This is a genomic window from Marinobacter sp., from assembly GCF_034669625.1.
Taxonomy (GTDB): domain Bacteria; phylum Pseudomonadota; class Gammaproteobacteria; order Pseudomonadales; family Oleiphilaceae; genus Marinobacter.
The window spans coordinates 35,781-51,473 of the sequence record NZ_JAXMOY010000021.1 but is presented as its reverse complement, the minus strand read 5'-3'; the positions used below and the strand labels follow the sequence as shown (position 1 = coordinate 51,473).

The 15,693-nt window shown below is 54.0% G+C and carries 5 protein-coding genes; all 5 read right to left on the bottom strand.

What is annotated here, in order from left to right:
* Positions 1–7,426, bottom strand: a 7,426-nt coding sequence (locus tag VOI14_RS14380; RefSeq protein WP_323752734.1) for a VCBS domain-containing protein, incomplete at its 3' end; no start/stop codon positions are given.
* A gap of 43 nt (positions 7,427–7,469) precedes the next feature.
* The gene (locus VOI14_RS14375; protein WP_323752733.1) at positions 7,470–8,870 is read right to left on the bottom strand and encodes an efflux RND transporter periplasmic adaptor subunit; all 1,401 of its coding nucleotides are present in this window, start codon (positions 8,868–8,870) and stop codon (positions 7,470–7,472) included.
* Between the two features lie 124 nt (positions 8,871–8,994).
* Positions 8,995–11,142, bottom strand: a complete 2,148-nt coding sequence (locus VOI14_RS14370) for a hypothetical protein (protein WP_323752732.1) — start codon at positions 11,140–11,142, stop codon at positions 8,995–8,997.
* Between the two features lie 8 nt (positions 11,143–11,150).
* On the bottom strand, positions 11,151–13,067 hold the full coding sequence (locus VOI14_RS14365) for an efflux RND transporter periplasmic adaptor subunit (protein ID WP_323752731.1): 1,917 nt from the start codon (positions 13,065–13,067) through the stop codon (positions 11,151–11,153).
* Between the two features lie 116 nt (positions 13,068–13,183).
* Positions 13,184–15,658 (bottom strand): neutral/alkaline non-lysosomal ceramidase N-terminal domain-containing protein, encoded by a 2,475-nt coding sequence (locus tag VOI14_RS14360; protein ID WP_323752730.1) that lies wholly within the window; start codon positions 15,656–15,658, stop codon positions 13,184–13,186.
* Between the last annotated feature and the right edge of the window lie 35 nt (positions 15,659–15,693).

The window sequence follows — 15,693 nt, the reverse complement described above, 5'->3', positions numbered from 1 at the left end:
CATTGGCGAGGGTGATACTGATGATCTGTTCGGTGGTGCCACCTTCGTCGTCGGTAACCGTGACAGTGAACTGATCGGAACCAAACCAGTTGGTATCAGTCGGCGTGAAGGTCCAAGCGCCGGTTTCGGCATCAATGGTGGCGGCTCCATTACTCGCTGCGCCCGTGACACTGAAGTAATTGCCGTCAGTCAGGCCATCGACATCGGTCGCATCCAAATCACCGGACACGGCATCACCTTCGTTACCGGTGAAGCTGGTATCGCCGGTAATGACTGCCGCATCGTCCACGTTCGCCAGGGTGATACTGATGATCTGTTCAGTGGTGCCACCCTTATCGTCGGTGACCATGACCGTAAACTGATCCGTGCCAAACCAATCTGGGTCGTTGGGTGCGAATTTCCAAGCCCCGGTCGCTGAATCAATCTTCGCGACTCCATGGGTAGCTTGGATGGTCACCGTGAAATACGAGCCATCGTTCAGACCTTCCACATCAGTAGCGTTGATATCACCGCTCACCGTATCGCCTTCGTTACCACTAAAACTGGTGTTTCCGCTGATTAGTGCTTTATCGTCTTTACCAGTGATAGTGACTGAGACTACCTGGGTTGAACCATCAGCACTGGTAACGGTGAAGCTATCACTCAGGTCTTCTCCTTCGCCCAAAGCTTGTACGGTAAAGTTCGAGTTATCGAGGCTGTACGTCCAGTTACCGGCATTGTCGAGATCGACAGTGCCGTAGCCACTGGTCGATGCCGCTGACGACTGTGGAATGAACACCGCTTCACCATCATCGGTATCGCTAATGGTCAGCGTACCGCTGTCCGTCAGGCTACCGTCTTCGCTCACCGCAGCCGCGGAATCCCCACTAATCACCGCGGCATCGTTGGCACCCGTAATGGTGATGACCTGGGTTTGTGTGGCGCCGTCATCACTGGTGAAAGTGATGGTATCTGAAAGAGTATCGCCAGCCGCCAAGGCCTGCACTGCAGCGTGGCTGCTATCGAGTGAGTAGGTCCAGTTGCCGCTGCCATCCACTGCGACCAAGCCGTAGTTTGCGGTGCTGCTGATCAAGCTACCTTCACCAGCATCCGGATCGGTGATGGTGACGGTGCCAGCTGCCGTATTGTTTCCAACGTCGTCTTCGGTTACTGACGTGTCTGTAGCGGTCACGTTGATGACGGCAGCATCATTCGTACCTGTTACCGTAATCGTTACTGTCGCAGCATTCGAATCCACCATGCCGTCGTTGGCGGTATAGCTAAACGTATCCACCGCAAACTCACCGGCACGAAGGTAATCAAACATGCCATTGGGATCGTAGGTGAAACTACCATCGGGATTGAGCATCACTAGGCCAAGCGTGCTCGTGGTATCTAGGTTGGTTGCGGTAAGGGGGTCGGATTCGACATCTATGTCGTTGGCCAAAACACCGTTAATTGCTGCGACGGAGGTATCAAGTACAGCATCTTGGGTAGTCTGATAGCCACGCCACGCGGGCTCAGAGGCAGGCGCATCCAAACCTCCGAGAGTTCCGTGGTTGGCAAAAGTAGACTGATCTGTAACGGTGGTGCCAGCGCCTTCGTCGAATCGCCAGTTGCCTACCAGGCCGACTTCATTTCCTGCCAGCAATCCATCCAGGTTTTGTTGAATTTCGGTTTCTGTTCGGGTTGTATCCCAGATTCGCACCTCATCGATGAGGCCACTGAATCGTTGATCTGTGGAGTTCTCGCGACCACCAATTCTCAGTTCGTCGAAGGCTGGGTATACGTCGCCTATCGCCCCCGATCGGCTGAACGTATCAACCAATAGGCCGTTGACATAGGTTTTTACCTCACCTGCAATTCCATCGTAGGTAACAGCGATGTGCGCCCACTCACCAGGCTCAACGAAATAACCTGTGTTGTGCCACCCCCAAGTCGGCGTGGTGTCAGCAATGGCCCACTTTATTTCCCCTGTATCGGCGGTAATACCAATTTCGTATTCACCCTCCTTGCCAACAATGATCTGAGATCCAGTGCCAGACCCGCTATGATTGATCCATGCCTCCATTGTCAGGTGATCAGTCATTACCAAACTGTCGCTGTGCGGGACGACGACGTAGTCATCCACTCCGTCAAACGACAGTCCGACACGATCATCCTGCGCGACCGGCGCATCGTTGACCGGGCTGAGCGTAATAGTTATTTCCTGCTCTGTCGTCCCGCCCTGATCGTCAGTCACCGTCACGATAAAGCTGTCTGTGCCAAACCAGTTGCTATCCGCAGGCGTATACGCCCAGGCCCCCGAGGTCTCACGGATGTCTGCCGTACCGTATGCGCCTTGCGAACTGACGGTGTAGTATGTCCCGTCGGTCATGCCGTCAGCGTCTGTCGCAGAGAGGGTTCCGCTGACAGCGTCACCCTCGTTGCCGCTGAAGCTGGTATCGCCGGTGATCACCGCATCACGATTGAAACTGACCGTTTGAATAACGTCGGGGTTATCACCCCCATCGCCATCTCTTAACTCAAAACGGATCTGGCGGTCGGTGGTATCAGGGGTACTCGATTGGTTTTCATAGAGGATATTTCTTACCAAGGCCTGGACCGCGTCGGAAGTCGCATCTGCATTAAGCGTTACGGTGAGTAACCCCAAGCCAGTGCCATTAGAAGTCGCCCCTATAACGACTCCGCTGTATGTCACGGAGCTACCTGAAACACCGATTTGGCCTACCCCAGCACCCTGATTTCGGATGCTCAGAACATCATTGGATGTGCCGGTACCTCCGAAGAACCCAATTCGCAAGTCACCACCGGCAAAGTTCACCGAATCGACATCGCTGACCGTCGCGTTAGCATCGATAACAACAGCGCCCTCGCCCGGTGCGTATGTTGCTGGGGAGCTGGGCAGTGTGACCACGGGGTTATCGTTAACCGCCGTTAGCTGGATCACCTTGGTGGTCACGTTAGAGCTATCCACCCCGTCATCAAAACTGAAGGAGATGGTGCGATCCAGCTCGCTGGGGGTATCGCTGCCGTTATAAAAAGTGACACTTTGCAGCGCCGCTTCAAACTCAACTACGGTCGCGGTTTGTCCACTGATTACGCTCAGCGTCAGTTGGTTACCAACCAGATCACCCTCAATCTTCGCAGTATTGGTGAAGCCAAGAACATCGTCGGCAGTGTAATTGCCCGTAATTCTCACTACGCCTACATACTGATCTGAAGGATCAGCACCATCGAAACCGTCCGGATCTTCTAGGGTTATACCGGGATCAACAACTACTGCGGATTGTTGCTCGGTATAACTGGTTTCGCCGGCGGATCCTGCCACTAGCGGCGCTTCGTTAACAGCATTGACAATTAAACTGGCGGCATTGCTATCGGAGGAGAATGCGGTGCTACCGCCTCCCAGCCCCGTATATTGAATCTGAACATTGTCGATAGATAACTGGTTATTTCCAGCGCCAGTTACTCCATCGGAGACGTAGAAACGAACCTGCGTGTTTGAGCCAACATAAGCACTTATGTCGAGTGTGAGGGTGTCACTACCTTGGTTCGTACTTGCATCAAATATCACCAGAGTGTCGAAGGTAGCACCGCCGTCTTTCGAAACCTGAGCAAAAAGCTGGGCAGAACTCCCTAGTCCGTTATCGTAGGAAAACGAGAGGGTCGCACCGGTCGCTTTTTCAAGGTTAACTTCACGGGTAATACTATCCCCTTGGTTGGCGACCTGGATCTTCAGCTCATTCCCCGAAACACTGAACCGACCATCTTCTGCCGGGTTAGGCTTAGAGCCGCTTCCATCGACTTCGACCCAGTCAGTACTCCAAACGTTCGTGCCATCGCTATTGCTATAAGAGACACTGCTGAATTCATCCCGCACGACCCATAAACTTTCCTCGATCGCTATCGAGCCGCCATTGGCACCGCTGGTCTGGTCCCAGGCATAGAAGGTAATTCCGTTGATGACCGTACCGTTCCAATCCGCATCAGGCACGAATCGCACTAGCGTGTTCACATCGGCAGCCAGCAAACGCGCAGCCGAGGAGCTTGGCGAGCCAAACGCCGTCCAGACACCACCGCCATTAGTGGTGTACTCCCAAGTACCGTTGGTGTTATCGACCCCAACCACCGCAATACCTGCACTCGACCCACTATCGGCATCGGACACCTGCCCGGCGATCAGGTCCGAGACAAGAGTGCCTGAGTTATTAAGATCGTCTTCGTTGATCGGATTAAGGTCGTTAGCTCCGGTAAGTTCAGGCGCACTGTTACCGTTAGCGATCACGACATTCGCAGCAAACTCCGAGGTATCTCCATACGCAAGCTGGTCATCACTGCCCACCTGCCCGGCATCATCAATTCTGGTAGCCGTTGCAGTAACGTAATCCCCTTCGCTTAACGTAACGCCGCCTAGAATTACATCAGTGAAACTGCCATCGCCGTTAACATCCGTGGTTACTTGCGTGCTTCCCAAAAAGAAGCGCCCTTCGCCATTGGTTGAATCCTGAGTTCCGACCGTATTACCAAAAAACTCGACTCTGTATCCGGTGCTTACACCATTGGCGTCGAGAGTCCCACTCAGAGTTAGGTTCGTACCGGTAAGGTCTGCCCTGGTAATGATGGGGTAATTTTGAAGATTATTAGCACCATCGCCGGAGTCGTTACCGGTCACACCACTGGGGCCTAAATCTATTCCCAAGCCACTATTGGAATGGATCTGGTTGCCAAGCACTTTATTGCCACTGCCGTTTAAAACATTGACACCATCCAGCGCATTGAAGGCAATGAGGTTTCCAGCGCCTGTTTCGGTGCCGCCGATCAGGTTGCCTGTTGCACTTCCCTGGATTTCAATACCGTCATCACTGCGGTTGCCGCGATCCAGCGTGCCGCTTGCGTCGGTGCCGATGTAGTTACCCTGAAAGATATTATTTGAGGTGTTGACCTCGATGCCTTCGAAATTATTAGAGATGACGTTGCGCGCTGAAGCGGTAGTGCCGCCTATGGTATTACCTGAGCCTGAAATGATCGCGATACCAACATCGGCATTACCTGAACCGGAAACACCGTCCGGATCCAAGCCAATGTAGTTCCCCTGAATGAGATGTGCGGTGACTCCTGTGCCAGCAATGTTAATACCTTCATCGCTGGCGTTGGTGATCACGTTGCCCTCGTTAGGGCCAGCGCCTCCAATTGTGGCATGGGAGCCGATCAACTCAATGCCATCATCACCGTTACCAACGCCCGTTGAACCAGCGCCTGACGTTCCGATCCAGTTGCTGGTGAACGTCAGGTGGTCGGCGCCTGCCCGAACGAGAATTCCGTCTCTTGTGAACCCGGTTATCATCATGCCTCGGACAATACTGTTGTCCGAGGTGGCCGAAAAACTGAGGCCGTCGACATTATTTCCCGCAGCACTCCCATCAATACGAATCACAGGTGTCCCGGAGAAATCCGGTTCGGAAGTACCGTCAATCACCAAAGTATCGGTAATTGTGGGCAAGGCACTGCCAAACTCAATGGTGTGCGCACCATTGGCCAAAGCATCGGTGATATTGAACCGAATCACATCGGAGACATCGCCGTTGGGTGTCGCATTTGCCGCTGTGATGGCCTCACGCAACGATATCTTGCCATCGGTGCCTTTATTGAGGAGCAAGGCTTCAATGGAGGATGTGTCACCATTGACCTCATCACTGGTGGTATCGACTGTCAGTTGACTGTAGTTATATAGCGCTAGAGCATAAGGACTTTCCTGATTTGGTTGGCCAGTCGATGGATCGGTTTCCGGAGGAACAGGTGCCTCCCAGTTATTCAAGCCGACGTCACTACCGTCAAAGAACATAGTTGCGGTGCCTGCGGTCGTGCCCATACCGGTGGAAGTCAGGCTCAGCACGAAAACATCATTCATGTCGACCGCTAGGCTATTGCTGCCGACACCGGACACATTGTCATCTACGTTTAACGTCGCGAGGATATCGCCTTTGGCCAGTGACTGACCGCCTATGGTGGTCGCGGCCTCGATCACTTCAATTCCACGCAGTCGATTCGCATCAATACCCAGATCACTGAGATCAATCAACGGTGTCACCGTGCCAGTGGTGGTAGCGCCAACCCCCGTCGGTACAAACAGATCAATAGATGTGGTTGTGGATGTTTCCGCAATGAGCAAAAAGCTGCCAGCAGCAATGTCGGTGCCACCAATGGTGGTGTCCTGTTCGATCAGGGTGACACCCTTAAGATCGTCATCGACCGCACCCTTAAGCAAAACGGAGAACGTTCCTGCGCTGTAATCGTTGAATGCATTCGGACGAAATACCAGAAGATCCTGATCCTCTACCAGCATATCCAAACCGGTAGATGAGTATGTGCCACTGATCGTCTCGTCCTGTAAAAAGGAAACCAGCACATCACCGGCTTTTAAATCGAAGGTGCCATTGGCGCCACCTACGGTCATATCCTGCGAGACGAAATGCAGCGCCCCGGCATCGACTGTATCGAGAGTGAAGTTGTCAAAGTCGATAACCATCGATAAGTCGCCGGCAGTTGGATCGCCGTGATCCAGCGATGCGCCCGAAAACTCAAGTACCTGCCCTTCTGTCCAACTATCCAAGCCATTAGCGCCTGATGACGCAACATTGGAGTCGGTGCTCAACCACAGCATCGGTGACAAACTGCCCTGCCAAGTCGCCTGAACTTGCTCACTGAACGCAATCTGCGCATCAATCTGGCCAACGCTGTACTCCAACGCCCAATCGCCGCCCAAATCTGCACTGCCCGTTAAATCATCCGACGCAGCAATATCGGCACCCGTTAAGGTTGCGATGCGATCGATCAGGGCTTGTCCGTTCTCTGAGGCCGCCAGATCGCAACCATAAAAAAGAATATCGGCATCGGCAGTCAGGTGCTCGGTCCAGGATTGCAGCTGGGCTTGATAAGCAGCGAGATTCTGGTTATTTAGCTGTGTATTACCAAGGTCAACAGCGCCGTCCTCACCGTGGGAGATCAGGTGAACGGCATCGATTGATTGATAGCCTTGCAGGGCGCCGGTGATCTGCTCAACGCCATCACTGGTATTATCGAGCAGGATCACGTTAAAACGGCGACTGTCATCGCTGCTGGATAACAGATCGTCAACAAGTTGCTGGTAATCCGGGGTGTCGGTATCCACAAATACCAACTCAATACGCGGGGAGACTTCTGCGAGCGGAGGTGCAGCTTCGCCCTCTTCGGTTATGGGGTCTGCTATCGCGGCATCTGCTTTCTCTTTGTGCAGCTGGGCGGTCTGTTTTTCCAGAACGGCGGCAGTGTCATCCAGCAGTGAGGCCAGGGAATCATCTGCGGCGGGGTTATCAACGGCTCCGCCAAACAGGTCGGCGGAGAACATCATTCGGGGTTCGAGAGCCTCGATGATTGGCGCGGTGCGTTTTTTCGATTTCCTATCCATGAGGCGCCTTACTCCATTTACTTTTCTGCTTCGCTGACGCTGCTTAACGGCCCGCCAATTCAGGATAACAAGCCATTGGCTCGAAGGTGGCCGCCGATGCGATGGAAGCGGCAATACTTTGTAGCTGGTCAGGGCTGTTCACCTCGGCTGTTAAGGCCACATCCAGCCAATATTGCTCAGTGTCTTTTCTATGAGGCAGAATTTCAGTAGCAAACCCCTTCTGCGCGAGCATTTCCTGGCGCTTATTAGCGAATTCAAGCTTGCGAAAATACCCCAGCGCCAAACGCCCTTTGCTTTCCCCTTGTGCTAGAACGAATCGGTCTGTAATGCCGGCTTGGTCAAGGCGGGCGAGTAACGGTTTCACCTCTTCAGGGGTCGCAGCCTCAGCCGCCAGCACCCGGTACCCTACAACGACGCTTTCGCTATCAGCCCGTAGCAACAGGCTTTCACTTCGTTGTTCAAACTCTTCGGCTAGCAGCGCTGCGGTACTTTCGTCCACAACCGGTCCAACGCTATAACAACGTTCAATTGGAGCCTTACTCGCCACTTTGTCGGCAACTGAAATAGCCTCGTCATCAGCCACCTGCGGGGGTTCAGCCGGTAACTGCGGTAAGAATTTCAATTGGCACCGTAAACCGGCAGGTATGGTGTATTCAGGATTGGGAAGGCTTAAACGAACACCGTATGTGCCGCTGGCAGCATCGGCCACACGATCAACACGCTCTACGGTTGCCCGATAGGTTTCGGAGTTCGCCAATCCCGTAGTTACGTCCGCCTGCATGCCCGGGACAATGCGGCCCAGATAGTCCACCGGCACGATAACTTCCACATGAAGGGGGTTCAGCTGAGCAACACGAGCCACAGGATCGTCTTCCACAAACTCACCTACCGATTTGAAGCGCTCCATGACCACACCATCAACCGGGCTGCGGATACGACGCTGTTCCAAAACCAACTGCGCACGACGGTATTCAAGTTCAGCAATCGCCTTAGAATCTTGCTCTTGCTTCACCTGCAATTCTGCGATGCGGGTTTCGGTGTTGGTTTTATCCCATTCATGCTGGGATATTGCCGATTTGCGTAAAAGTGCCTGCTCTCGTTTTTGAGTGAGCGTGCCGAAGCGGGCGCTTTCCTCACGTAATTCAATGGCCGTATTCTGATTGGCCCGAGCTCTGGCAAGCTCCAGGGAAGCTCGCTCTACACTTGATTCAAGCTCAACAATGACGGCGCCTTTTTTAACCAAGTCACTGCGATGGACATGAATCGCATCCACAACCCCGGGGACAATACTTCCCACGTCAACGATTTCGCTAGGCTCCATGACGCAATCCTGCACCGGAATTCCATCATCCACGTCTTCCGTCAAATACCCGTTGGCCTGAACTCGTCCAATAAACAAAACTATGAGCGCCAGCAGCGATAACGTCCGTGTGTTCATTCTCATAGATAAACTCTTAAACAACTTTTGAATGGATGTTGAATCAACGCCCTTCCTACTCCTCCCAACTCACCGCTCTCGAAAGACCGGCATGTACTTAAATATGGCACAACTTTGCCTTTCCACAAGATCACAACGAGAGCCGACTTAACAACAGCTGGCGACCATTCCTTAACCATTGGCTGGCCAACGGCTCAGCGCCATGATCAAAGCGCACATATGCTCGCTCGCCCACGCCCGCCAATTCCAGATTCAAGGGCAGTGACAAGTCCACATGAAAGACTTCGTTGGCCGCCGTTGTTCCACCGTTATCGCTCATTTTCACAGCGATGTTTCCTCCACCAGCCGTCCCCAAAGCACGGCTGGGCAAAACCGTACTGCCCCCAGGAGTCTGGCGGCCAATATGCGCTGGCACCGTTTCACTCAGCCGCTCAGCGAAACGGACTTCGACCTGATCCACCTGCTTGCTCACCAAGCCTATTTTTGATTGCGGCACGACTGCCCTCACTATCATGCTTTCTGGGCTAATCACATATCCGATTACCTCACCCTTGCCCAGATAGCGCCCCACGAAACGGCTTTCATCAGGCAACACAAAGACACCAGACACTTGGCTACGAACGATCAGAGAAGCTTTCTGTTCTCTTAGCGCGTCCAGCTCTGCGTCAACCGATTGCAGCTCTGCATTCGCCATTTCAGACTGCACCCGCCGTTTCATGCGCTCTGCGGCCATTCGAACGCTCAACTCTCTGCGGCGCGCTTCCAGCTTGGCAATGTGCGTTTCCAGCGACACCGCACGCATTCGGATCACAGGCGTATTAGCCTTTACGGAAGTACCCGGTTCCACCAGCACTTCTTCCACGAAGCCTTCTGCGCCGCTGTACAGGACGGCCTGTTGTTTCACCCAGACAACCCCCTCCGCATGGCTGGTTAAAGAGACCGGCACCAGCAACAAACCGGCACACACACTACCAATCATTAAGGCTGATACGGCCATAGCTCGAGCCCGCCGACCGGCCAGCTGCCGACCTTCAAGCAAGAAACGGGCTCCTCGATAGAGCGGCAGTAAAAGCTGCATGCCGACAGCCCATACCCCCAACGCCACTCCGATAAAGAGATACTCTTCCGCCAGAAAGAGTACGATCACAAACAAAATAAACAGCCGATACAAAAATGCGGCCAAGCCATAAACACCAAACCAGACCGCCTCACCCTCTGCCGTTACCGGCGACCTTGCGGATTGCATCCCGAACAGATACCGCTGGATCAGATAGAGATAGTAGCGGCTGGCACGGGTGTACAGGTTTGGGATTTCGGCGAGATCTTGCAAAACGTAGTACCCATCGAACCGCAACAGAGGATTGGCGTTAAACAGAAAAGTCGATACGGTGCCAATCAACAGCGCATTAAATGCAAGATCGCGCACCAAGCCCGGCTCAACCGCCAACCAAACGAATAACGCCAAGGAAGCGATGAACAGCTCCACCAGCACGCCCACCGCTCCGACCAAAGCCCGCTTATATTTGTCAGCAACCTCCCAGGCTGCAGAGGCATCCACATACGGAACGGGGGCAAGAACCAAGAGGGTAATGCCCATCTCATGCACTTCCCCGCCCCACATCTTGACCGTAAAAGCATGGGCAAATTCGTGAATAACCTTAATGACGATAAAGGTCATCAGCATCAGAACGAGATTGGCGGGCAAAAGAACATCGGCGTTAACCGACGCGCTGATTTCCGGAATATTCGCCACGCCCAAAAGTCCGGCAAACCCCACAACCAAAAGCCAGATAGCAACGCCCACTGGAGAAAAAGCAGGGCGCACCCACGGAACAAAGCGATTCAGAATGGCGTCTGGGTCCAGCAAGGGAATCCGTATCGCCAGTGGGTTCGTGACCGCTCGTTGCATACGAATGCGGCGATCGTTCTGGAAACGGTTAAAAAACTCTTTGGCTTCGCTCGGCAATTCACTTCGCAGTAAATCCATCGCAAACAGTTGCGTCAGGATCAATACGATGTCGTCTTTGGTTGGTGCCTCATCGCCGAGAACAACAAGGGTTTTATTGAAGATCTCTTCGACACTGTGTTCGCCATCGAGGCGGCCGATAAACTCATAGGCCGAGTCATTGAAACGAAGATGGCGCCCGCTGGTCTGATCACGCAGAAGATACCAGCGCTCGCCACGGTACTGCCGAGGATAGGTTTGCACGTGCTTGCGCAACCGAGGGCTCAGCTTTGCAAGCAACGGCCAATTTGGGTTTGCGGAGGTATCTGTCATGTTTGCCGCTACCAACCGGCTGTCCACAGCCAGAGACGAATCCGGTTAACGGTTGAGTGGGTCCAATTCCAGAGCAAACTGTGCTGTCCCATATCAACCTTGGCTACGCCTCTCATACCAGGGCGCAGTGATGATTCCGGCTCATCCAGTGAGGCTTCCACCCGAAAGAAGTTTCGGTTGTCTTGGGAAATAGCCACTGGCACCACTTGATCAATAACAAAACCGAAGGTCGTTCCCGGCATCGCAGCAATGACCAAGTGCCCTGCCTTTCCTTTTTCCAGCCCGGCCGCGTTTTCTTCATCGACCTCCAACACCACCCGGTAGCTTTCCAGCGGCGCAATCTCATACAGCACTTGCCCTGTTTCGACCGGAGCCCCTAAAGACTGGCTGAGATCGCCACTCACCACCACGCCATCAAAGGGTGCATGCAACTCCGTTCGTTTTAGTTGTTCCTCAACCAGCCGTATTTCAGCACTTACCTGATCCAACTGTGCCCGCAGCACACTGAGTTCAACCCTTTCACGCTTGGCCAGTGCGTCCTGATATTCAGCACGAACTTTGTTGTACTCGCTCTGCCACTTCTGGCGCTGGAGCTGCAGGTCACGGTCATCCAACACCGCAATCAGCTGTCCAGCTTCAACCAAATCACCGGCCCTCACCTCAGCCTGCTTAACGTAGCCATTTTGTGGCGCCGCCAAGACTTGACGAACAGCACCTTCGATACGGGCCGTCGAGGTCATCTCATAGGTTCCCTCCACCACAGAAAGTAACGCCAACACCAGCAAAGCCGACAATACGCCCACTTTTGACTTCAAATAACCCGTTCCGAACACACTTGCAGCCATCCCTCTAAGCGCCTCGACACCTTTGGACAACGACGAGCGCTCCTCTCGCTGTTTTAACTCCAAGGCCGGGCCCGCCAGGTTGGCTAACGACTGACACAAGGCGATCGTTGCTTTTTCAAAGGGCTCGTTTCCCGAACGCTCCAGGGTAATTGCACCAATAATGTGGGTTCGACCTCGCAGCGGAATGGTGCAAATAGCCATAGCGTTGTGATGCTCAGCCAATTCGACATGAGCCCGAGAGACGGCGGAATCCCGTACTTTAATCGAGGGATAAACCATGGTGACTCTTTGATCCACCGCCTCCTCCATGGCCGCTTCAACTTTTCGGACAAGCTGGGTGCGAGAATCAAAGCGGGCCATATGAGAAATCGCTTGAAGACGGATGGGCAAACCGCACCGAAATCCGATACTGACCCGCTCACAGCCAAAGTGCTCGGCCAACTGATTCACCGTTTCAATGGCTGCTTCATGAGATGAGGAGTGGCCGAGAATGGCCGTCATTGCGGTTAAAGAAAACGCTCCAGCTTGCTGATCTGCTGCGAGCTGCTGTTGGAGCAGAGTTTCCATCCACAGGCCGCCCCATTGCAGCAGCTGCAAGACTGCGCGCTGCTGGGCCTCGGAACGAGGCGAAATCATCACAGCAACAACCGCTACCGGCTTCTGATCGACCAACAATGGACAAGCAAGCAATTCACATGCACGCTGTTTTTCAGGGCCATAGTGCTGGTGTGAGCGCACGACACCTCTGTTTTTGAGGAGCGCCTGGTTAGCGGTTTCTATCAGAAGGGATTCGCCGTCACCCACTTCGGGCCAGATCGACAGAGCTTGCCCTTGTCGCTGGGCGTCCGCCGGCAAATAAAGTGCCCCACGAATAATCCCCGAAATCATACGACACTGCCACGCCAGCCAGCGGTGCCCCATATCGGCTGACAAAGAGGAAGTATTCGTCGAGTTTCGTCCAGATTCCGAGAGGCTTTCACCCTCTCGTTTTAAGGCCGCCACCTCGACAGGTCCATCAACATAAGAATCTGATGGCTTATCTGAACCAAGGGGCGGTGTGACCAGCGAACGGTTTGACATAGGGTGGCTCTTGAAGTGCAGTCCTTCGCATATGCCCTTAAAACTAGCACGAAGCCACCCTATCGCCAGTTATCGAGTGTTATTTTTTGTACGAGTTTCGAGCACCAAGTGGCCAATCAGGGGCATATCGCCGACGAACCCGCCACTTCGACGACACCGCTGACACCTTCCCAAGCTCCGCCCGGCTTCGCCACACCTTTGGTTCTTAGGCGATAAGTCCCAGGCTCCAGATTCCTTGGCAACTGCCAGCTCACCGTCGCTTCCGATGCGCCTGTATACGGCAACTCAATCGTAAACGGCGGTAAGAACTGCGGATGCCAGGTGTATAAAAGATTCGGGGCACGATCAGTTGCCACCACTGTCCAGCTGCCATCGCTCTGAAGTTGCTCTGCATAGGCATAGCTGTCGTTCAGCATCAGATCATTGCGCGGGTGACTGGCCTGAAACCGGGCAGAGACTTCATCGCCGGGAGCAGCTACAGCAGGCACATCCTCAAGTAGCGTACCGAAAGCCTGCTCACCCGGGCTGTCACTCGGAATATAGGGTGGTCTGCGCAGCACAGGGGTCACCTCGGGCAGATCGGGCCCAACGGGCAAAACGGTGCCGCGGACCATGGAATCCGCAAGTTTCCTGAGTTCTTGGCTCACTGCCGCCAGGCTCCAGGGGCCAAACGCCGTTGAAGCACCTTCATACTGCTGACTGGCGTACTCTTCACGCGTGGTCAAGTAATGGATATAGCCATTCACAAGGCCAGCTATGACCACTGTATCGACACCCACCGGCGCCAGCTCTTCCAGCACCATCTCCCGCAAGCGACGGGCAGACATGGTCGTGACTTCCCAAGGCAAGCCTACCAATGCCAGATTACCAAGCCGGAATATCTGTAATGGATGAACCGCCGGTTCGAAATTAGACGTCAAACCGATCAACCCCGTCACCTTATTCGCCAAACCACCGGCAATTTCCCCAAGATTGGTTGGGAGCAAGACTGGCTTTTCGGCGTGACACCCCATACCCAACAACGGCAAATGCTGCACGTTACACAGCAGAAGGTCGCTTACCAGATTCACTGGCATAGCCATATCGGTCAGCCCCGCGAAGTCCGCAGCGGCACTGCGCAGCAGATCTGGCGAGACACTGCAGGTCAGACCTTCCTGACTGATGGGCCCTGGGCCATCTTCCGCACCGGCTGGGAACGAAACTCCTAGGGCAGCATTACACGTTTGTTTAGGGGCCACATCCAATTCTGGTGCATGTTCAAGCCGAGAAAGAACCTTCGGGTCTGTAACAGTGACTTTGTTCATCTGCACATGCATCAGGCGATAATCCACGCCACCCGTTAACGGCAGACCTTCCTGCCAAAGTTCCAGCGCACGAGCCAGCTGTTTGGTACCGGAAATGGCGTTCGAATCCATCGGCGTTTCACCGCCACCACGTCGCGGGTCGGGATGCGGAAACTCATTGATGAAAATGTTCGGAGAAGCATCGCCCTCATCCGCTTGGGCGAAAGCCGCCACGAAGCTGTCTTTGCCCGGATCCGTCCGGTACTCCGTTACCATGATTTCTTCGAAACCGAGCGAGGCAAAGCCTTTCACATCGGAGCTGACGTAAGGCACTTCCGGCCCCATGACCGTCGGATGTACACCAAACCAGTTAATCACACCTACGGCGCTGCCATTCTTGCGGCGCAGATTGAGCTGCACCATGGTTTTGGCAACATCCACCTCCTCGCCTCGGATATTCAGGTACTGCTGCCGTTCGTGTTCCGGGTTCATCGCGTAAGCCGGGCGCGAACGGTTGATATTAGTGTTTAACAACTCCCCCACAGCCATTTCGATGGGGGCGGTTTGGTTATTGGCTTCTATGTTCTGATGGGCACGACCGATAGCATCGACAATGCCATTCACGATGGTGTCGTACACCAAGGAGTCGAAGCCTAAGTGCAGCGCGTTCCCGGCTTCGTGGTGTGCGTAGCCAGCCGGCCCATTATGGGTGTGAGTGGCCGACAACATGAGGTTGTCAGCGGTATATTCAGCCGCCAGCTCCGGGTGTTCCGCCAAAGCGTTAAGAACACCATTACGGATAGAACCCCACATCAAGCCGATGTCGGCCGATACAAACATCACGCGTTTTTCGTTACAGGGCGACTCCAAGGCAAACGCCCGAGCATACTGACGCTGGTGAAGGCCATGCATCACTTGCCCAGTATCTTCCCAGCCCGCACCACTTTTAAGGGCCACGGGGCCGGTAATATCCGACAACCCACTGCCAAAACGAAACTCCTGGTTATTAGCGCACGATCCTGTCGGCACCTCAGCACGAGCGCTCTGCGTTTCAAGACCCGCCGAAGGTGCATCCAAACCAAGCCCCACATCTCGCAGCGGGCTGTCTATCACGCACTGCGCCAGTTCAGGATTTGCAAAGGGTGTCGCACTTATCTCCGTTTCGATCGGGGTACCGGGGTTTTTATGGTCATTCGCCGATGGTGCAGCTTCGGAACTGTTTTGGTCGCCGCCACAAGCCACCAATAACACACTAGCAAGCGCCAACCCGAAATAACGGGACACTGAACGATATTTATTGTTTTTCATGAGGGTTCCTGTTGATCATTGCCAATGCTGCAGTT

What these genes read in the sequence shown, in the direction of transcription:
- VOI14_RS14375 (WP_323752733.1), bottom strand. Translation starts at nt 8,870, where the DNA reads ATGAGAATGAACACACGGACGTTATCGCTGCTGGCGCTCATAGTTTTG.
- VOI14_RS14360 (WP_323752730.1), bottom strand. Translation starts at nt 15,658, where the DNA reads ATGAAAAACAATAAATATCGTTCAGTGTCCCGTTATTTCGGGTTGGCG.
- VOI14_RS14370 (WP_323752732.1), bottom strand. Translation starts at nt 11,142, where the DNA reads ATGACAGATACCTCCGCAAACCCAAATTGGCCGTTGCTTGCAAAGCTG.
- VOI14_RS14365 (WP_323752731.1), bottom strand. Translation starts at nt 13,067, where the DNA reads ATGTCAAACCGTTCGCTGGTCACACCGCCCCTTGGTTCAGATAAGCCA.